The sequence below is a fragment of the Pullulanibacillus camelliae genome, assembly GCF_014642655.1.
GTDB classification, from domain to species: domain Bacteria; phylum Bacillota; class Bacilli; order Bacillales; family Sporolactobacillaceae; genus Pullulanibacillus; species Pullulanibacillus camelliae.
Map to the genome: position 1 here is coordinate 500,151 of NZ_BMIR01000001.1, position 19,656 is coordinate 519,806.

The following is a 19,656-nucleotide window of genomic DNA, read 5'->3' on the forward strand; positions in this document are numbered from 1 at the left end:
TCCCCACTATAATGATTTAAATATATACTTATTTTTTGGTCTTCCCACTTTGCCATACTCGACGATAACGTCAACCACATCGCTTTCCACTAAATGATTGAGATAACGATGTATCGTTTGATAGGAAATAGGGACATGTTTTTCAATTTCATTAATGGTCAACGGCGTTTCACGCTTAATCATAAACTTTTTGATTGTCCCTAAGGTATCAGGATTAATTCCCTTATCCACGATGATTTCACGCTGCTTAGCCAGTAATTTTGCTGTTTTTAAATTAAGACGAATGCGCGAAAGGAGATCTGGCGCTTTAATTGGCTTCAATGCAAAATCTGTTGCTCCAGCAGCAAAAAACTTATCCGCAACCTCTTGACGATCCTCCACAGTAAGCACAAGGAGGGGAACAGAAGGATTGATAGCACGTATTTCTCTCACTGTTTTAACCCCATCCCATTGAGAGAGATGATAGTCGACAAGGACAAGGTCGGGAGAAGCTTTTAGAAAGTATTGCACACCACTGTACCCTGTTTCCGCCTCAATTACTCGCCAATTGGAAAACTGACAAATCTCTTTAATCGTAAAGCGGATATCCTCATTATCATCAATGATAAGAATCTTTGTCATCATCTTCCTCCTTTTCATATAAGGGGAGTGCGATCATTACTTTTGTAGAATTCGCGTCACTATCAATCGTCACTCGCCCGCCATGCTGCATCACCACGGCTTTAACAAAGGGTAACCCTAGACCTGATGAATGTTTCGTTGAATAGCCTTCCTGCCATATACCTTTAATGACTTCTGGTGCAATCCCCGGCCCATCATCACTGACAATTATGAATAGGTGACTGTCATCTCGTTTCGCCTGTAACACAACATGTCCTGGTTGATTACCAATGGAAAACACCGCGTTTTCAATCAGGTTCGTAAGCGCCCGTGCCATTCTAATTTTATTGACACGAATTGCTGGCAGATCTGGAGCACTCTCAACGGAAAAAGCGATCAGGGGATGAGAAAGAACGGTATGACTTGTCGCATAATCAAAAAGCTCTTTGACTTGCACCTGTGTCCTAACATCCTCTCTTAGAATCTCTGCAATCATCTCTTTCATCTTTTGAACCGAGCCTTGAATGCGATTGCTATACGCCTTCATCTTCTCATGGTGAGGAAGAACCATCTCAATAAGAGAGGTTAACCCTTCGATTGAAACAAGCGGGGTTTTGAGATCATGGACAAGGGTGTGTACTTCTTTAAATACTCTAGATTCCAAAACTGCGATGCGCGCATCCTTTAATTCCCGTTCCTGCTCCTGATATTTGTTCAGTGTATGAATCTGTTTATTAAAAGTATAGATAAGTAATGTGAAGAAAAGTGTCAGAACAGAAAACAGGATAAAAAAAAGTGTAGAAATCGAATTAAGCAATTTATTATTTGTCAAATAACCATCAGCAACCTTAATGCTTGTGGCCAAATCATCGCTTCCAAAGCCAAGAGAAGAAAGACTCGGAATTAAGTTCAACCATTCTAAAGATAAAATAATTAAAATAAGTACACTGATTAAGGGAAAAAGACGAAATTTATCATTTGAAACACTATTAAATAGGATAAAAGCGCAACTTAAGATGAGGAGATGAATGGTATAGGAATATTGTTCAGTATGTATAACATTTTCTACAAAAATAGCTTCAATGACAATAAAGGCAAAGAATCCTTGAAAAAGTGATGACGCCTGTTGCTTCACAATAGCAAGGGATAAAAAAAGGGCGCCAAGATAAATGAAGGTGCACATCACCAGCTGATGAAGGACGTAGAAAAAGACAGAAAGAACAAGCGTACCACTATCTGCTGTTTCAATACTCTGTGTGACTCTAGCAAATAAAAGCAGTACCATTTCTCTTGTAAAAAACGGCAAGGTCATGGCCAGCCCTAGTAATGCCAATCCCGACATCCCATATAAAATATTCAGTGGTTTGACCATAAAGGCATCCCTCTTTAAATCTATGTTGAAAAGTAAATAGATAGGAATTATCTTTTCAATAAACTCTTCATCTTAAAGCCCTGCTGAGCCGTCAGCCTCTTTGTTGCTCTACCGAAAGACCGAATTCATCGGCAATTTCATATCTTGAATCCGTTGAACTAAAGTAATCGAAAAGCCATAGCGCTTGGCAAGCTGCCTTAAATAGCCACTATAATCCGCCCCTCTAAGACCAATGAGATAATGTGTATATGGGGCTGCCTCTCTAAAAAAAGCCATGGTTTGTTCATCAAGACGTCCCGGCCCACCAAGGTGAAGCAAAATCAACGGTATCCCACGCCTTTTGGTTTGTTTACAGATGGCCTTTACCCGTCTCTTTTCTTCCTCTAGTGAACGGATCGTTGTCTTCAAACCGTTTGGACTATAACCAACAACCAAGACAACAGTCTGATAATCGTATAAATCTGACGCCAAGGCTGTCGGTCTATAATCAGCAGAGAGATGAAGCTCCTGTGCCATCCGCTGAACAATAAAGCCATCAGGATCTTGCCCAGCAGAAGTAATAAGGACCTTTTCCTTGCCAATAGGTGTAGGTAAGTTAGGGAGCGTGTACATTAAATATTTAGGCGCCTCCATCGCTTTATGAGCAACAATGACAATGCTTAAACTTATAAGAAGAGGGATGATATATGCCCTCATCATCGACCGCCCCCCACCAAGGATAAGGAACATTTGGCTTGTACTTATTGTTTCGCTTAACAAGAGGTTTCTTAAGCATTTCTCAAACAGGTATCCACAAGTCGATTGTTTTATAGCTTCTTAATCATTAAAAAACTATAGAGCAGTGCTTTATTCAAGTCTTACTCCATAGTTTAGCTTAATTTTAACTCAGCGGAAATCACCAGTCGACGGTCCCCTACTTTTTTGTCCGCGGATCAAAGGCATCACGCAAGCCATCCCCCAAAAGATTAAATCCTAGAACCGTGATAAGAATCGCTAATCCCGGAAAAATGACGACCCAAGGTGCCGTCTGCAATGCTGCCCGCCCCGCATCAAGCATCGCTCCCCACTCTGGTTTCGGAGGCTGTACCCCTAAGCCTAAAAAGCTTAAACCGGCTGCATCCAAAATGGCTGTCCCAATGCTTAAGGTCGTCTGCACGATAATCGGCGCCATACAGTTAGGGAGAACATGGCGGAACAGTACGCGAAATTGTCTAGCACCTCCTGCACGTGCCGCTTCAATATACTCTGACTCCTTGACGGATAAAACAGAAGAACGAACAATTCGCGCGAATTGAGGGATGCCAACGATACCAACCGCAATCATTGTATTTGTTAATCCTTTACCCATGACGGCAACTATAGCGATCGCTAATAGAATGCTTGGAAAGGCCATAAGAATATCAATGACACGCATCACAAGCATATCCAGCCATTTGCCAAAGAAGCCTGAAATCGCGCCAAGAAATGTGCCAATCACTAACGCAATCCCAACAGCGATGAGGCCGACTTGGATGGAGATCCGCGAGCCGTAAATTAAGCGACTGAGAATATCCCTTCCTAATTCATCGGTTCCTAGCCAATGGGCACCTGAAGGGCTTTTATAACGACTAAATAAATCGCCTTGCGTTGGATCGTGAGGGGCAAGAAAAGAAGCAAACAGCGCAACTAAAATTAACAGGACAATAAGGATTAAACCAATAAGAGAGGTTTTGCTGCTTATCATGCTTTTAAGGGCCTCGAAAATCGGCCGTTTTTTCTCTGTGGGATGGGCTGCTAAGGGAGCAGCGTTGTGATTATCCAGTTTCACCTCTGCCGACATCTTCGCTCACACCCTTTCTCAATCATAACGAATCCTAGGATCAAAATATTTATAAAGAATATCCGTGATCAAGTTAATGAGCACAAATAGCACAGCGATGATCAAAATCGTGCTTTGCACCACAGGATAATCGCGGCTTAAAATCGACTGATACACATAGCGGCCAACACCAGGCCAGGAGAAAATGGTCTCTGTTAACACCGCTCCACCAAGGAGAAAGCCGAATTGTGAACCGATGACTGTCAAAATGGGCAAAAAAGCATTCTTTAAAGCGTGCTGAAAGATGATCAGGTATTTTGCTAGTCCTTTTGCATGTGCTGTGCGTATAAAATCCTGATTCAATACCTCCAGCATGCTTGAACGCGTCATGCGTGCGATCACCGCCATCGGAATGGTACCTAGAGCGAGCGCAGGCATTAGAATATGCTCAAAGCTATCTTTAAAGGCCTGCCAATTTCCTGTTAGAAGGCTATCCAATAAATAAATATTTGTGATGAGTTGCAAATGAACACCAACTGACAGCCGACCGGATGGGGGCAACCAGTGGAGCGTGACTGAAAACAGCCAAATCATCATCAGGCCTAGCCAAAAAATTGGCATTGACACACCAAATAAGGCGCCTGTCATACTCACATGATCGAACCAAGAATTGCGTTTCACCGCTGAGATAATACCAGCTAATACACCTATCACAATCGCAAAAATAAGAGCAACAACGGATAATTCAAGGGTAGCTGGCAGTCTTGTACTAATCTCTTCCAACACGGAGTCATGCGATTTAATCGAATAGCCTAAATCCCCTTGAAAGACATCCTCCATGTAATCCTTATACTGTACAGGCAATGGGTCATCTAAGCCTAACTCCAGCCTTAATGACTGTAATTGTGCTGCTGTCGCCTTATTGCCTAGCATGCTTTTAGCCGGATCACCAGGAATCAAGCGGAGTAAAGAGAAAGCCAATAGCGATACACCTATAAAAACAGGGATTAACAAGAGCAATCTTCTAATAATATAATTGATCATTTCTATTCCCCCAAGATGATGAAGGAGCTCCCTCTCGTCAAATCTATAGAGGAAGCACCTACACGCTCATTACTTAAGTTTAATATAGTTAAAGGGTTCACTACCTGTTGGATGCGGAACATAATCCATGACTTTTTTATTAACAGCCATCGGTGGTGTCGTGTAAGCAATCGGCACCCATGGCGCATCATTATGGACAATCTCCTGAACCTGCTTATAGATCTCCGTTCGATCATTTTGATCCATCGTTATTTGCCCTTTCTTTAACAAATCATGGACCTGATCGTTTTTGTAAAAAGCAATGTTGCCAGCAGAGCCTTTTTTGGCATTATCTTTATCTAACAAGACGTATAAGAAATTATCCGGGTCACCATTGTCCCCGGTCCAGCCCATTAAGGCAGCATCGTGCTCACCATCTTCCGTCTTCGCCAAATGGGTATCCCAATCGTTTTCAACAATATTGACCTTAATATTCACGTCCTTAAGCATTTGTTGAATGGCTTCCGCAGTTAGCTTAGGCTGTGGCATATACGGACGCGGATTTGTCATAGTATAAAGGTTCATCGTAAAGCCATCACCATAGCCAGCTTCTGCTAATAGCTTTTTCGCTTCTTCAACATTGTAGCTATAGTCTTTCACATCATCGTTATAGCCCCAAAGAGAAGGCGGCATGGGATTCTTTGCTTCTTTTCCAATGCCTTGATACAAAGACATCAGCTTTTTCTTATCAATGGCCATATTAATCGCTTGACGCACTTTTTTATTAGACATCGGACCCTTTTTACTCGTATTCATTGCCATGTAAGCCACATTCATCGATGGCCGGCTCACTATTTTTAAATTGGAATCATCGGTAACCTTTTGCATATCTTCAGGATTCAGACCATCCATCACATCAATCGTTCCTGCCTGCAGTTCCATGAAGCGCGCACTGTTATCAGGAATGACACGGAAGATAACCTTATCGACATCCGCCACCTGACCAAAATACTCCTTATTTTTATGCAGCGTAATCTTGTCATCCTTTACCCAACTATCAAAAATGAAAGGTCCTGTCCCCACCGGATGTTTAAAATAATTGTCACCATATTTCTTTATGGCTGTTGGACTTGCAATACCGAATGGCGGCATGGCTAAAGTTTGTAGGAAAGGAGCATTCGGCTCGCTTAATGTAAACTTAACCGTGTAATCATCAGCAGCCTCCACATCACTGATAATGCCCTTCATGTTATCCTTGCTTGCCCCAAACATATACCCGTAATAAACGAAGTCAGCGGATTTGGTCCAACGCTTGAAGTTATATACCACGGCGTCCGCATTAAAATCTGTGCCATCATGGAACTTTACAGCTTTTCGCAAATGAAAGGTCCAAACCTTGCCATCATCACTGGTTTGCCAGTCTGTTGCCAAAGCAGGCTTAACCTCCGTATTCTCCTGTTTATAACGAACGAGTGTATCATAAATCTGATTGGTGACATACATTGATTCACCGTCTGTGACTTTAGAAGGATCCAGTTGCACGGAATCGGCCCCTCGTCCAAAGACAAGGGTCTTATTTCCATTACTTTTACTATTATCAGCAGCCGTTGTGCCACCATTCCCATTATCCTGTGTCGCTGCATCCTTTCCGCTGCTACATCCTGTAGCAATTAACAGCAAAGACATAATGAGTGCAAGAATCATAACATATTGCTTTCTCTTCAAATGTTTCTCCCCCCTGATTCATTAGAAATCTTAGCGTTTCAACCGTATGCTGATATACAAGCCATCGTAAGCTCCGAGACAATAGAGGGCGTATTTGTTTACCCGACGACATCGCTCACCTCCTCAACAAAATGACAGGCAGCTTCTTGACCGGTGAGTGAAACCACCTTCATTGTTGGCTTTTCGAGTCGACAGCGCTGCTCCGCAAATGGACAGCGTGTATGAAATTTACAGCCCGTTGGTGGAGTAGCAGGACTTGGCACATCCCCCTTTAAAACGATACGCTCCTTCTTGCGATGGGGATTGGCCTCTGGAATCGCTGATAATAAAGCTTGAGTATAAGGATGCTTAGGATGAGCATAGAGCTCATCATAGCTTCCAAGCTCCACAATTTCACCTAAATACATGACAGCAACTTGATCACTGATGTGATGAACAACACCAAGATCATGGGCAATAAATACATAGGTTAGACCAAACGCCTTTTGCAGGTCCTCCATGAGGTTGACCACTTGTGCCTGAATGGAGACATCAAGTGCTGAAACAGGTTCATCACAAATGATGAGTTTAGGTTCTAAGGCAAGGGCCCGGGCAATGCCTACCCTTTGCCTTTGACCGCCACTGAATTCATGGGGATAGCGTTCTTTATGGTAGGAGCTGAGCCCGACCACCTCAAGTAAATAATTGATCCTTTTCTGACGTTCTTCCTTATGCATGCCAAAAACCTTCAGCGGTTCAGCAATGATTTGCTCCACTGTCATCCTTGGATTCAATGATGCAAAAGGATCTTGAAAAATCAATTGCATATCCTGACGCAGACGTCGTAATTTTTCTCCTTTTAAATGGGTGATCTCCTGACCGTCAAAATAAATATGACCGCCTGTAGGCTCGGTTAATTTTAAAATGGTTCTACCTGTTGTCGATTTTCCGCAACCACTTTCTCCTACCAAACCGAGTGTTTTCCCTTGCTCCACCTTAAAAGAAATTCCATCAACGGCTTTAACGGCACCCACTTTATGAGGAATAATAGCTCCTCGAGTAATAGGAAAATGCTTTTCTAAATCCTTCACTTCCAATAATGTGGTCATGTCGATTCCACCTTTATGTCCTCATACAATAAACAACGCACAAGGTGATGATCATCAAGCTTTGTCAACGTCGGCTCATGCATTTTACATTCTTCTGTTGCCTGCTTACAGCGATCAGCAAAATAGCACCCTTGAGGCAAATACCGCAAATCTGGTGGATGACCTGCTATCGCTTGCAGGCGTCTTTTTTCCTTTTCCATTTTTGGTATAGAATCAAGGAGACCCCAGGTATAAGGGTGCTTAGGATGATCAAATAAAGCGATACGATTTGTAAATTCAACCTGTCTCCCGGCATACATAACCATGACGCGATCACAAATTTCAGCGACCACACCTAGATCATGAGTGATCATAATAATGGCCATCCCGAGTTCTTCTTGTAACCTTTTTAATAGCTCTAGTATTTGCGCCTGAACGGTCACATCCAAGGCTGTGGTCGGTTCATCAGCAATTAAAAGCTCGGGATCACAAGCGAGTGCCATAGCAATCATCACACGTTGGCGCATACCGCCGCTAAATTCATGAGGATAGTTTTTTAACCGCTGCTTTGGGTCAGGAATTCCCACCAGAGTAAGAAGCTCGATGGCTCGAGCTTCAGCCTGCCTTTTGCTTAGATCTCTATGCGCACGTACGGTCTCAACTAATTGGCGTCCTATAGTAAAGACTGGATTGAGCGAAGTCATGGGATCCTGAAAAATCATCGATAGCTTATTGCCTCGAATCCGCCTCATCTGTTTCTCAGATTTGCTCATTAAATCCTCGCCATTGTAATAAATAGCTCCTTCTACGATACGCCCTGGGGGATTGGGTACTAATTTCATAATTGATAGAGCCGTAATACTCTTTCCGGATCCTGACTCCCCAACAATGCCCAAGGTTTCTCCAGACCTGATTGAAAAGCTCACACCATCCACAGCTTTGACAACGCCCGTTTTGGTAAAGAAATGCGTATGTAAATTGTCCACTTTCAGCAGATACTGCTCCTCCATTGTCGTCCCCCCTTATTTTTCTATTTATATATAATTCTAAATTTTATATATATTTATTAGTATCGTGTTTTTAATATACACAAATAAGTATATCCATGGGGTTTTTTCTCATATTTCTCATTGTTTTTTCTTTCTTTTTTAATTATTTAAAATTTTAAACAAAAGAATAACCTACTGGCAGTTTCCCTGTCCTTGGGGCAGGAGCGGATAAATTCTGAAGCTATAACAACAAAACGACCAAGCCAAAAGGCTTAGTCGTTTTATTTATCATGCTATTGATTGGGACTGGGGTCATACTCATCATAAATTAGCTTGGTGACTGTTGTTGACTCCCCACGGCGAATCTCTTCGTCTGTCGCTTCCGCCTCTAGCTCTTCATCGTTATCGATGCCATTAGCGATGGTTGGTTTCTTGCTTTCAGCAAGTGGTTTTCCTTTTTTGTCCATCTTCTATTTCCTCCTTAAGCTGATAAGGATAGTCTTTCCATTCAAAAAACATTTATGACCAATCCCGCTTAAGAAGTTAGAGCGCTTTGGCGTGCCGAATCCTCTCTTTCATTCTAAGCACCTAAAATGTATGCCTTTATTTCTACTCTTCCTTCTTTACCTCAATGACAATTTTTCCTTTAGCATGGTGACTTTCACTGATTTCATGAGCTTTTTTTACACCTTCTTCACTAAAAGGCAATACTTCTCCGACCAGAGGTTTAAGCTTCTCATCCTTCATCATCTCGGCAAGCTGTGCGAGCTGATCACCATCAGGCTGCAGCAATACTAATCCAGCTTTGATGTCCTTCTCTTTTGCCTTCTCTTGACTTGGTGGCTGTACAATTGACACTAACACACCACCTGGCTTGAGGACTTTAAAGCTTTCCTCTTCAACCTCGCCGCCTATAGTATCTAAAACAATATCCATATCGCTTAAGACATCCGTTAATTTTGTGGTCTTATAGTTCACCATATGATCTGCTCCCAGCTTTTTAATGGTGTCCTGGTTATTCGCGCTTCCGGTTGCAATGACTTTTGCCCCTTTGGCCTTGGCAATTTGAATCGCCATGCTACCGACACCACCAGCCCCCGCATGAATGAGCACCTGATCCCCTTTTTTGATCTCTGCAAAATCAACGAGACATTGCCAAGCAGTCAGACCCGCCAGCGGTACAGCTGCTGCCTCAATAAAGCTTATATTTTTTGGCATATCTGCAACAAGACCTTCATCTACTGCAATGTACTCTGCATAGGTGCCTCGTTCTGTCGTTGCTGGACGAGCAAACACGCGATCTCCCTCAGCAAATTTTTTGACCTTTGAACCAACCTTCTTAACGACACCGGCAGCATCCCATCCTAATATAATAGGGAATGGCAATGGCAGATGTTCTTTTAAGTAACCTTCTCTTAACTTCCAATCAATTGGGTTAACTGATGTGGCATAAATCTCTATTAGAACCTCATTTTCCTTAGGCATCGGTGTTGGAAATTCACGCTCTTTTAACTGACTACGATCACCATATGCATTGATGACAATTGCTTTCATTGTCACTAACCTCCTTATCACTATAGATGTAGTATAACTCTAACAGATATAAATTAACTAAAACTATGATTGCTTAAACATCACTTTTATAATAGAGAGTTACAAAATAAGAAAAAGCGGGCGAAAAGCATGCACGGTCCTTGTCCTTAGTATAGAGCATCAGCCAATATGAAAGAGGCTTCATTGTCTGGCCAAGTGGATGGGAGCGCAAAGCGCGAGGTTCGGAACACTCTAAAATCGTGTGTTCCTCAGGCGCAGCTATCTCATGATGCGGAGACTAGAGTCCTGCGGGAAGTAGGGATCGGTAAGACCTTAGCAACGCGAGGAGGCTTACCACTCCCCCGCGGAAAGCGAGCGGCCTGGAGCGGAAATCCGCACCGTCCTCATGGCCAGAAATTTTATACTTCTTTTTAGAAAACTTGGCCTATCGCCAAGCCTCAGGTGGCGAAAGTCAAAGCCCGCCTTATACGCTCTTCGTTTATGAGCGTCAGCGAAGGTATACATTCTGATAGTACAAGAAAAACCACAGTTCATGTTTCATTCACTGTGGCATCAAAACTATTCCTAGCTCTCGTACAGTCAATCTATCCATTCAGTTAGCTGACTTCGTCTGGATCCATTCCTGTCCGTTCATTTTGATTGAGACGATCGATGCGTTGCATCTCTTCATTTGTAAGCTCAAAATCAAAAATAGCGCTGTTCTCAATAATACGGTCCTTTTTAACGGATTTAGGAATGGTGATAATATCATTTTGGACATCCCAGCGCAGGATAATTTGTGCTGGTGTTTTATTATATTTCCGAGCGAGCTCAACCAATGTCGGCTCTTCCATCAATCGCCCTCTCATTAATGGGCTCCAAGCCTCGACTTTGATCCCCTTCTCTTTACAATAGGCTCGAACACTTTCTTGAGTTAATCGTGGATGGAGCTCAATTTGATTGACTGCAGGAACCACTTCACTATCGGCTAATAAATCATCCAAATGGTGTTCTTTGAAATTACTGACGCCAATTGCGCGAACTTTCCCCTCTTTATATAAGGTTTCAAGCGCACGCCAAGTCTCCTTATACTTTCCTTTAATCGGCCAGTGTACGAGATAAAGATCAACGTATTCAAGTCCAAGCTTTTGACGGCTTTCTTCAAAAGCCTTCAATGTTGACTCATACCCCTGCTGATTATTCCACACTTTAGTGGTAATAAAGAGCTCCTCCCTAGGCACACCCGCTTCTTTTATGGCTTCACCAACACCCTCTTCATTTGCATAAAAGGAGGCAGTATCTATGGAGCGGTAGCCTGCTTCTAATGCTGCCCGAACTGCATTTTTCACTTCTGGACCCTCTTCAACCTTGTAAACACCCAAGCCAAAAATGGGCATTTCAACACCATTATTTAATACCGTTGTACTTGAAAGACTTATCACCATATGCCTTTAACCTCCATTACCTAAGATTATTATCTAACTTATCAATTTTATTAGGCGTTGTCACTTATTAAACTCTTATCCTTACGAAAAGCAGTATCCCAATAGCTTGGATGCTCCTTCTATCAACACAAACATGTGAATTAAGACTCACCTGAAGCCTCTTTTTTATATAACCAATAAGAATAAACACATGGAATGCCGAGTCCTAAAACAAAACAGATCGTACACAAAACAATTTCCCATTCATGAGGGAGAAAAATGGATACCATCATTACGATTCCAGCACTCACCATTAATTTTGCTCCTAGGCGATGGGTCTTTCGCCAAACCTTTTCATTACTTAAAGTCCAAGGTGTGCGAATGCCCACAAAAAAATTTGGACGAACAGTAGGTAAAAAATTTCCTAACAGGACAAAGATAACACCAATGATTAGAGGCCCCGTAGACCCCATTGGAATTGGATAACCTGCTCCATATAAAATGATCATCAGATTAATGGCCAAGAGCATGATCAATAGGCCGTTCATCATAATGAAATAGCCTCGATGAAATAGGTCATACTGCTTTCCTTTCGGATCAATTTTTGGCAATGCAAACATCAAGACATAAATTAAAACAAGCATTCCGACCATGATGATCATTGACAACAAAGGAGAGGAATACCCATTGACTTCTCCACTGATTCCCCAATGTGTTGGTAGCTTATCTGGCATATGAGGTAAAGCAATCAGCCATATGATAATGGCACACAGAATAATACTAATTGGAAGTATATGTCGTTTCATGCTTAACATCCTCCCTTTCCATAAAATTCAAAAGCCCAATTGATAATGTCCTGAAAAACCGTTGTGTTTAATGAATAGAATACATACTGTCCTTTCTTTTCATCCACAACAAGCTGCGCACCCTTGAGCACTTTTAAGTGCTGAGAAATACTCGGTTTACTCATGTTAAAATGCTCAGAGATCTCTCCAGCCGTTAAATCCTTTTCTTTCAATAAATCTAATATTTTCCGACGCGTTGGGTCCGATAAAGCTTTAAACACATCATTCATCATATCGACTCCGCAATTTAGGTATTTAGTTATTTACTTAAAAATTAAATAAGAAATAGTGGCAAAGTACGCCCGATCCTTGTCTAGCTATAAGAGCATCATCAGATATGGAAGAGACTTCATTGCAAGTTCAAGTGGATTGGCGCGCAAGGTGCGAGACTCCATCGGGAACAGCAACCAGCGTTACTCCACGAATACACTTCGAGTTGTTCCGAGGAAGCCTGACCACGAAGCAATACGAGTAGACGCAGGAACAGGGGTCCTGTAGTCATAAACACTTGGGAATATCACTTTTCATTCTGAGTTAGCTGAGGCCGTGCCCGTGGAAAGCGAGCGCCTGAAGCGAAAACGCGCACCGTCCTGGTGACCAGAAATTTTATACCTTCTGATTTCCCAAAAAACATACCTGTCAATAGAATAAAGTGGCGGGACCCCAGCAATCCCTCCACCTTTTCTTATTCAATTTTCCAATCAATCTCTTGCTCACCGATGCTTTTAAGAAATGCATTCGTTCGAGAAAAAGGACGACTGCCAAAAAAGCCACGGTTAGCTGAGAAGGGACTTGGGTGTGGCGATTTAATGATAAAATGCTTTGCTGTGTCGATCAATGCCTCTTTTTCTTGGGCGTGTCTTCCCCATAAAATAAATACCACAGGTCGTTCCCGCATATTAAGCCGTTCGATGATTTTATCTGTGAGCCTCTCCCACCCTTTCCCTCTATGAGAGGCTGGTGCACCTCTTCTGACTGTGAGTACCGTATTGAGAAGGAGAACGCCTTCCTTAGTCCATTTTTCAAGATTGCCATGGGGCGGCATGGGATACCCAAGATCTTCTTGAAGCTCTTTAAAGATATTTTGTAAGGACGGAGGCTGTTTTACTCCCTTTTGCACGGAAAAGCTTAATCCATGGGCTTGCCCTGGACCATGATACGGATCCTGTCCCAAGATGACTGCCTTGACCTCTTCATATGCCGTATAATGCAGAGCGTTGAATATATTATACATATCCGGATAAACGGTCTGAGTCGCATATTCCTGTTTTAAAAACTCACGAATAGATAAATAGTAGTCTTTTTGGAATTCTTCCTTCAGCATGTCGTTCCAATCATTTTTCAATTCAACAGCCATCAGAATCTCTCCTAGTAAATAACTTTCCAATTGTGATCCACAGTCGCTGGGATAATGTTGCGTTCAAGGATATAATTGGCGATCAGCTCTGAAACATCGATGGGGATATCCTTTATGACTTTTTTTCCTTGATACATGTGATACTCTCCACCTCCAGCTGCCCTATAATTATTCATAACAACATCATAATCACGATTCATGTCAACCGGCTTCCCTTTATAATTTAAACGGGTTATACGCTGACCCACGGGCTTGCGAATATCCATTTCATACGCGATGCCTTCCCACATATCATAATTATAATGCTGTGGCTTGGGTGTTGTAAAAGCAGGGCTGACACCAACTGTTCCATCCTCATGAAGCTCAAAATATCCTGCTGACTGTTCTAATGCAGCCTTCATGTCACTGCCTTTAATCCTCAGTACTACAAGGGTATTTGGATAAATATAATTCCCCACGACACTGCGCATGGTCACATTCTTAGGAAAACCAGGAGATTGATTATCAAACAATGCTGTATTTGAAATATCAACGCCGGCCGTCTCCATTTGTACTTTATTAATAAATTCAATTAGCGGATTATCCTGAAGGCGAATAGCCAGTGGGTCATGTACCAGCATGTCTCCCTCAATATGACCAATAGGCTGATCCAACCATTCCTGAGTTGCTGCTTCATAAGGCTGAATCAGTGCCAAAACTTCTTCGTCAGGGGTGATCCCTTCTACAGAAAGAAGCTGGGCGCTTTTTTGTTTGCATTGCCAGCCTTGTTCCGTCTCTTCAAGAATAAGGTCAATCTTTCCTAAAGCCATACCTGTTGAACCTGGCTGAACAACAAGGACACCATTGATTTTTGCACTTTCAATGAATCGGTGCTGATGTCCGGTTAAGAGGACATCGACGCCCTCTACCTGCTGACAAAGTGCATACCCTAAATTTTCTCCTGTGAGTGTTTCCGTCGGCTTCCCTGACTCAAGATCACGCTCAAAACCACCGTGATAAGCAACCACTACAATATCAGCACCCCATTCGTGTCTGAGATAAGGCACCCACTGTTTTGCTGTTTCAACAACATTTTTGAAGGCAATCCCTCGAATATGCTCTGCCTTTTCCCAATTAGGAATATATTGTGTGGTCAAACCCAATACAGCGACTAAAGGCCCCTGATCTCCAAACCGTTTTAATAGGTATGGCTTTCCAAAGTAAGGCTCTCCCGTCTCAGCATTGAGCAAATTTGCCGCTAGCCAAGGAAAGCGCGATTCTTCCACTGCTTTTTTGAGCAAGGGCAGTCCATAATTAAATTCATGATTGCCAAATACCGCTGCATCGTAATCCATGGCATTGAGCAGTTTGACCATTGGATTCGCTTGATCTGAAGCAAAACGTGCATAATGATAGGTGAGTGGTGTCCCTTGAATCACATCCCCATTATCTATCACAAGCACATGAGCATTTTTCTCTCGCTCCTTTTTTATCAGTGTTGCCAATTTGGCAAATCCAAGTTCTGCATCCTGGTTGGTGCCATAATTGATCGGCAGTACGTTACCGTGGACATCACTGGTTTCAAGAAGTGTGAGTTGTATTGTTCCCATAGGCGCCTTTCCTTTCCATCTCTCCATAATATTAAACAGAACGTTTTGTCGAATCCTTATCTATATTGTAAAGGAAGTCTTTGCACATTGAAAAGCATCTTATCCATATTTTAATCAGCAGTCTAAAAGCTTCTCCATTAAAAATAGCACTGCCAATGACTACTCATTACGCAGTGCTTAACAAACACCTTATCCTTTTACTAATTTTGAACGCAATTTATTTGAGACCAGTTCTATTATTAAGATCAAAACCACTAATCCAATTAAAACAGAACCGACTTGGTGCCATTTATAGCTTTGCATTGCAAACAGTAGTGGCGCACCAATACCACCAGCTCCAACAAGACCCAAAGTTGCAGCATCACGCATATTCATATCAAACCGATAAATTGTAACAGAGAGAAAACCTGAGAATAATTGTGGAATAATACCGTAACGAATTTTTTCAAAAGTCGTACAGCCTATTGATGTCATTGATTCTAAGACACTTGTGTCTAACTCTTCAATGGCATCCACATATAATTTAGCGAGCATCCCAACCGACGTCAACCCAATCGTCAATACCCCGGCGAAAGGACCTGGTCCAGTGACCCGAATGAACATTAACCCATAAACTAACGCTGGAATTGTGCGAATAATAATCAACAAAAGGCGTGTCAACCAAGCAATGGGCTTAGGAACGATATTCGATGCGGCTAAAAAAGCTAATGGAATAGAGATAATACCACCAACTATCGTCCCTAGGAACGCAATAGCAAGCGTCTCAACAAGGAGATATAGGACACTCTGTTTTGTGATATTAAAGAGAAGAGCGGTATCAGGATGGACAATCCCACTTAAAATATTTCCTGCGATTTTGAATCCTTTTGCATCTATATCCTTTAAAGAAATAACTCCTCTCGTCGACCAATAAAAAAGGGCTATGACAATCACCGTGACAATTATGGTATACCAATAATTGCGCGGTGCATTACGAAGCTGTTTTTCAACTGTAGTCATGCAAATACTCCTTTAAATTAACTTTTTCCTAAAGTGCTCACTGACCCTCTCAATAATGAAGACGGTAACCACCAATGCTAAAATAATCATGCCGACACTGGGATAATCTCGCCAACCAATATCCTCATTGATGAGAAGACCCACTCCCCCAGCACCTACATAACCAAGGATGGCCGCATAACGTACATTCCCTTCAAAACAAAACAGAGATTGAGAGAGATAGCCTGGAAGCACTTGAGGCATGACCGCATAACGAAAGGCTTGAATTCTAGTCATTCCGATGGATTCCATGGCTTCAAAAGCACCCATATTGACGTTCTCAATGGCTTCGTATAGTAATTTACCGACGTAAGAAACGGTGAAAAGGAAGATTGCAACCATTCCCGCCATTGGACCTAATCCAAAGACAAAAGTCGCAATTAAGGCTGATACAAGTGTCGGCAGCGTTCTGAGTAAACTTAAGATGACCTTGAAAATAATAACAACAGTTTTGCTTTTAATAATATTTGAAGAAGCTAAGACCGCAAACGGAAGTGCGACAATCGCTCCGATAAGAGAACCAAGCAATGACATCTTAATTGTGTCCATGAGGGCACTCCATAGTTTAGGAAGATAGCTCCAATTCGGCGGAATCATTTGACCAATAATCGTGAAAAATGAACTAATATTTGTGAAAAGCACACTAAAACTAAAGCCGGTGAATTTCATAGAGACAATAATAGCGATGATTAAGACAATTAAGATGAGTGGCGTACGTGATCTTTTTTGTAAAACGACTTTACCGTTCGACAATGACACTTTTTTCGGAGGAAATAGTTTATCATACATGGGAATCGCTCTCCTCCCTAGAGGCCTTAAATTCCTCAACTCTTCCACCATATATTTCATCAAGCACATCCTGTGTTACCTTGGCTGACGGTCCATCAAAGACTATTTCACCTTTGCGCACTCCAATAATACGATCCGCATATTCTAGGGCCACTTCGACATGGTGGATATTGATGATAACTGAAATATTCATATCTTTATTGATCCTCTTAAAATCATCCATGACTTGTCTTGCCGTGATAGGATCCAAAGAAGCAATCGGTTCATCCGCCAAAATAATATCAGGGTTCTGAGCTAGTGTCCGTGCCAATGCCACCCGTTGTTGTTGACCACCTGAGAGCTGGTCAACACGAATGAAGGCTTTATCTAAGATCCCCACTTTGTCAAGCGCTTCCAACGCCTTTACCTTTTGCTCCTTAGTATAAACGCCAAAGAGTTTACGTAAAAACGAGAGGTCGGGAACAAATGACACAAGTACATTCTTCATGACTGTCGTTCTCGTAACTAAATTAAATGATTGAAATATCATGCCAATTCTTCTTCGAAATTTTCGGACTTGCTTTCCTTTTAATTTAGAAATATCAACATTATCAACCATTAATTGGCCACCGGTAATATCATGCATACGATTAACGCACCGGATCAAAGTGGATTTCCCTGCTCCTGATAAACCAATGACCCCAACGAATTCACCTTGGTCAATTTTTAAGTTGATATCTTGCAATGCTTTTGTGCCATTTGGATATGTCTTTTCCGCATTGATAAACTCTATCATGGTAATACTCCAATCCTTTTAGAGGCTGTCCAAAAGTCGCTTCTGAACGCACCTTTAATAAATTCGACTTATTATCACTTTAGTTGAGACCTTACGCTATTTTTATCTTTATTTATAATAGCATGCAAGGGAAAAAATGAGAACATCAATTATTCATGATGTTCTCATTTTGGCTGTTCTAAAACCAATGTAAAATGATGGTTATCACTATTACTTCATGCTTTGAAGGAGCTTTTGTGCCTTTCTCTCACCATCATAGTCGGAGGACTTTGCTTTTTGGTAGCCTTCATGGCTATAGACAGCAATGACTTTTTTACCTTTATCTGTTTTAGCAATGTTGATGAATGCTGTTTGAAGCGCCTTTTTGAAATCATCAGTCATGATGCTAGATTTTTTACTCACACTGATTGTATCGTTGTAAATTGGCTGTGTCACACCAATAACGTTTGTTTCATCCCAAATGGATTTACTCCGCTTGAAGTCTTTTGTCCATTGACCTTCATAGTCTCTTCTTACATCAGCATAAGCCACCATAATATCAGCTTGGCCTTGTGCTAGATGCGCCATCGAACTTCCGTAAGAATCGGATTGTACAACATGTTTTAAGTCTGTAATGCTTTTACCGTATTTATCTTGTAACCATAGAGTGGGATAAATATAACCAGCAGACGACGTAGAACTCATTACAGCCCATTTCGCGCTATTTAAATCATTCCAAGTTAATTTCTTACCACTGTTAACTTTTTCAGCCAATTCTTGTCCCTTTTTACTAGGTCCAGCGACTAAAAGCGCGCGATAATACGTCGCTTGCTTATCTGTAGGTTTGGTTGGCTTATTATCATTCCAGTCTTTAGGATTATCAGAATCATTTGATAGACCTGCACGAGTCGCTGTTAAAATAACGTCAGCGCCATCATCGTATAATACGTAAGTACCACCAGGAATTAAACCGATATCTGTTGTTCCTGCTGAAAGGGCTTCTCCCACCGCTTCGTAGGTCGTACCAACGTTTATATCAACCTTGTCAACTTTATAGCCTTCCTTTTTCAACTCATCTTTCAATAACCCTTTAAGCGGCTCTGTCGCGGTAATGATTTCGTCTGGCTCTTTAGATGGAACAAAACTAATCTTAAGGTCTTTAATCGTTTTGCTTCCTGATGAAGAACTGTCCCCGCTCGACTCGCCTTTTGAGCCACAACCAGCAAGAATGCCGATGATCAAAACAAGTGCCAAAAGGAATGTCAATTTGTTTTTCACAACACTTACCCCCATTTTTAAAATTGAATAGTCGTTTCTAGATGTCTCTATTGTCGAAACATGCCCTTATCATACTTTTTTATTAAAGAAGTTGCAAACACATTTTAATAATTTTATGTTAATTATTAATAAGGATTTGCAAAAAATGTGACATCCCAGTTTTTAACTTTTGCTTTTAATAGCCAAACCCAAAAAGGAGCGTCCCCCCTAAATCTCTGAAATAGATTATGAGCCCGTTAACTCACCTATTGAGATCGGAGGAACACCCCCCTATGTCTTTTCTTTTATTCACCCATCTTATTGAGCGCAGGATTTTTACAAGTTACGAAAAGGCTGCCTGATGAATGTTCAGCTTGAGAGGCCACCCTTCTGTCACACACACCAAAAAGCTTTCAACCCTTGTAGAAAATACAACAAAAACACCAGCAAAACTTTCTATTCATCTCTATTATTTTTGACTCATTTTAAAGCGAAT

Annotated in this window: 19 protein-coding genes; all 19 read right to left on the reverse strand. The window is 41.7% G+C overall.

Annotated elements, in window-relative coordinates; translation table 11 throughout:
* Positions 1 to 6: 6 nt before the first annotated feature.
* On the reverse strand, positions 7 to 624 hold the full coding sequence (locus IEW82_RS02155) for a response regulator (RefSeq protein WP_229672193.1): 618 nt from the start codon (positions 622 to 624) through the stop codon (positions 7 to 9).
* Positions 599 to 1,972 (reverse strand): sensor histidine kinase, encoded by a 1,374-nt coding sequence (locus IEW82_RS02160; protein ID WP_188688386.1) that lies wholly within the window; start codon positions 1,970 to 1,972, stop codon positions 599 to 601. Before IEW82_RS02160 ends, IEW82_RS02155 begins: the two co-directional genes overlap by 26 nt.
* Before the next feature lie 108 nt (positions 1,973 to 2,080).
* Positions 2,081 to 2,671, reverse strand: a complete 591-nt coding sequence (locus tag IEW82_RS02165; RefSeq protein WP_188688389.1) for a DUF6305 family protein — start codon at positions 2,669 to 2,671, stop codon at positions 2,081 to 2,083.
* Positions 2,672 to 2,885: 214 nt separating this feature from the next.
* Complete coding sequence (gene nikC, locus IEW82_RS02170; protein WP_188688391.1) at positions 2,886 to 3,791, reverse strand: nickel transporter permease; 906 nt, start codon at positions 3,789 to 3,791, stop codon at positions 2,886 to 2,888.
* 18 nt (positions 3,792 to 3,809) lie between these two features.
* Entirely contained in the window at positions 3,810 to 4,814 is a 1,005-nt protein-coding gene (locus tag IEW82_RS02175; RefSeq protein WP_188688393.1) for an ABC transporter permease, read from the reverse strand.
* A gap of 69 nt (positions 4,815 to 4,883) precedes the next feature.
* Positions 4,884 to 6,518: an ABC transporter substrate-binding protein gene (locus tag IEW82_RS02180; protein ID WP_229672195.1), complete on the reverse strand. Its 1,635-nt coding sequence runs from the start codon at positions 6,516 to 6,518 to the stop codon at positions 4,884 to 4,886.
* A gap of 98 nt (positions 6,519 to 6,616) precedes the next feature.
* Positions 6,617 to 7,606, reverse strand: coding sequence for an ABC transporter ATP-binding protein (locus IEW82_RS02185; RefSeq protein ID WP_188688395.1), 990 nt, complete (start codon positions 7,604 to 7,606; stop codon positions 6,617 to 6,619).
* Positions 7,603 to 8,595 (reverse strand): ABC transporter ATP-binding protein, encoded by a 993-nt coding sequence (locus IEW82_RS02190; RefSeq protein WP_188688397.1) that lies wholly within the window; start codon positions 8,593 to 8,595, stop codon positions 7,603 to 7,605. The genes IEW82_RS02185 and IEW82_RS02190 overlap by 4 nt, the downstream gene beginning before the upstream one ends.
* Before the next feature lie 272 nt (positions 8,596 to 8,867).
* Positions 8,868 to 9,041: a hypothetical protein gene (locus IEW82_RS02195; protein ID WP_188688399.1), complete on the reverse strand. Its 174-nt coding sequence runs from the start codon at positions 9,039 to 9,041 to the stop codon at positions 8,868 to 8,870.
* A 142-nt stretch (positions 9,042 to 9,183) separates the two neighbouring features.
* Entirely contained in the window at positions 9,184 to 10,128 is a 945-nt protein-coding gene (locus IEW82_RS02200; protein WP_188688401.1) for an NADP-dependent oxidoreductase, read from the reverse strand.
* Between the two features lie 596 nt (positions 10,129 to 10,724).
* Complete coding sequence (locus IEW82_RS02205; RefSeq protein WP_188688402.1) at positions 10,725 to 11,552, reverse strand: aldo/keto reductase; 828 nt, start codon at positions 11,550 to 11,552, stop codon at positions 10,725 to 10,727.
* Positions 11,553 to 11,692: 140 nt separating this feature from the next.
* Positions 11,693 to 12,337, reverse strand: coding sequence for an SdpI family protein (locus IEW82_RS02210; RefSeq protein ID WP_188688404.1), 645 nt, complete (start codon positions 12,335 to 12,337; stop codon positions 11,693 to 11,695).
* A gap of 2 nt (positions 12,338 to 12,339) precedes the next feature.
* Entirely contained in the window at positions 12,340 to 12,606 is a 267-nt protein-coding gene (locus IEW82_RS02215; protein WP_188688941.1) for an autorepressor SdpR family transcription factor, read from the reverse strand.
* Positions 12,607 to 13,061: 455 nt separating this feature from the next.
* Positions 13,062 to 13,733 carry a uracil-DNA glycosylase gene (locus IEW82_RS02220; protein WP_188688406.1) on the reverse strand — a complete coding sequence of 224 codons (672 nt, stop codon included), beginning with the start codon at positions 13,731 to 13,733 and terminating at the stop codon, positions 13,062 to 13,064.
* 11 nt (positions 13,734 to 13,744) lie between these two features.
* Positions 13,745 to 15,322: a bifunctional metallophosphatase/5'-nucleotidase gene (locus IEW82_RS02225; RefSeq protein WP_188688409.1), complete on the reverse strand. Its 1,578-nt coding sequence runs from the start codon at positions 15,320 to 15,322 to the stop codon at positions 13,745 to 13,747.
* Between the two features lie 189 nt (positions 15,323 to 15,511).
* Complete coding sequence (gene phnE / locus IEW82_RS02230; RefSeq protein ID WP_188688411.1) at positions 15,512 to 16,321, reverse strand: phosphonate ABC transporter, permease protein PhnE; 810 nt, start codon at positions 16,319 to 16,321, stop codon at positions 15,512 to 15,514.
* 12 nt (positions 16,322 to 16,333) lie between these two features.
* Positions 16,334 to 17,149, reverse strand: a complete 816-nt coding sequence (phnE, locus tag IEW82_RS02235) for a phosphonate ABC transporter, permease protein PhnE (protein ID WP_188688413.1) — start codon at positions 17,147 to 17,149, stop codon at positions 16,334 to 16,336.
* Positions 17,142 to 17,924, reverse strand: coding sequence for a phosphonate ABC transporter ATP-binding protein (phnC, locus tag IEW82_RS02240; protein WP_188688415.1), 783 nt, complete (start codon positions 17,922 to 17,924; stop codon positions 17,142 to 17,144). The genes phnE (IEW82_RS02235) and phnC overlap by 8 nt, the downstream gene beginning before the upstream one ends.
* Before the next feature lie 210 nt (positions 17,925 to 18,134).
* Positions 18,135 to 19,196, reverse strand: coding sequence for a phosphate/phosphite/phosphonate ABC transporter substrate-binding protein (locus IEW82_RS02245; protein WP_188688417.1), 1,062 nt, complete (start codon positions 19,194 to 19,196; stop codon positions 18,135 to 18,137).
* Positions 19,197 to 19,656: the final 460 nt, after the last annotated feature.

Coding starts and splice junctions, on each gene's coding strand:
- IEW82_RS02155 (WP_229672193.1), bottom strand. CDS start 624: ATGATGACAAAGATTCTTATCATTGATGATAATGAGGATATCCGCTTT.
- IEW82_RS02160 (WP_188688386.1), bottom strand. CDS start 1,972: ATGGTCAAACCACTGAATATTTTATATGGGATGTCGGGATTGGCATTA.
- IEW82_RS02165 (WP_188688389.1), bottom strand. CDS start 2,671: ATGATGAGGGCATATATCATCCCTCTTCTTATAAGTTTAAGCATTGTC.
- nikC (WP_188688391.1), bottom strand. CDS start 3,791: ATGTCGGCAGAGGTGAAACTGGATAATCACAACGCTGCTCCCTTAGCA.
- IEW82_RS02175 (WP_188688393.1), bottom strand. CDS start 4,814: ATGATCAATTATATTATTAGAAGATTGCTCTTGTTAATCCCTGTTTTT.
- IEW82_RS02185 (WP_188688395.1), bottom strand. CDS start 7,606: ATGACCACATTATTGGAAGTGAAGGATTTAGAAAAGCATTTTCCTATT.
- IEW82_RS02190 (WP_188688397.1), bottom strand. CDS start 8,595: ATGGAGGAGCAGTATCTGCTGAAAGTGGACAATTTACATACGCATTTC.
- IEW82_RS02195 (WP_188688399.1), bottom strand. CDS start 9,041: ATGGACAAAAAAGGAAAACCACTTGCTGAAAGCAAGAAACCAACCATC.
- IEW82_RS02200 (WP_188688401.1), bottom strand. CDS start 10,128: ATGAAAGCAATTGTCATCAATGCATATGGTGATCGTAGTCAGTTAAAA.
- IEW82_RS02205 (WP_188688402.1), bottom strand. CDS start 11,552: ATGGTGATAAGTCTTTCAAGTACAACGGTATTAAATAATGGTGTTGAA.
- IEW82_RS02210 (WP_188688404.1), bottom strand. CDS start 12,337: ATGAAACGACATATACTTCCAATTAGTATTATTCTGTGTGCCATTATC.
- IEW82_RS02215 (WP_188688941.1), bottom strand. CDS start 12,606: ATGAATGATGTGTTTAAAGCTTTATCGGACCCAACGCGTCGGAAAATA.
- IEW82_RS02220 (WP_188688406.1), bottom strand. CDS start 13,733: ATGGCTGTTGAATTGAAAAATGATTGGAACGACATGCTGAAGGAAGAA.
- IEW82_RS02225 (WP_188688409.1), bottom strand. CDS start 15,322: ATGGGAACAATACAACTCACACTTCTTGAAACCAGTGATGTCCACGGT.
- phnE (WP_188688411.1), bottom strand. CDS start 16,321: ATGACTACAGTTGAAAAACAGCTTCGTAATGCACCGCGCAATTATTGG.
- phnE (WP_188688413.1), bottom strand. CDS start 17,149: ATGTATGATAAACTATTTCCTCCGAAAAAAGTGTCATTGTCGAACGGT.
- phnC (WP_188688415.1), bottom strand. CDS start 17,924: ATGATAGAGTTTATCAATGCGGAAAAGACATATCCAAATGGCACAAAA.
- IEW82_RS02245 (WP_188688417.1), bottom strand. CDS start 19,196: ATGGGGGTAAGTGTTGTGAAAAACAAATTGACATTCCTTTTGGCACTT.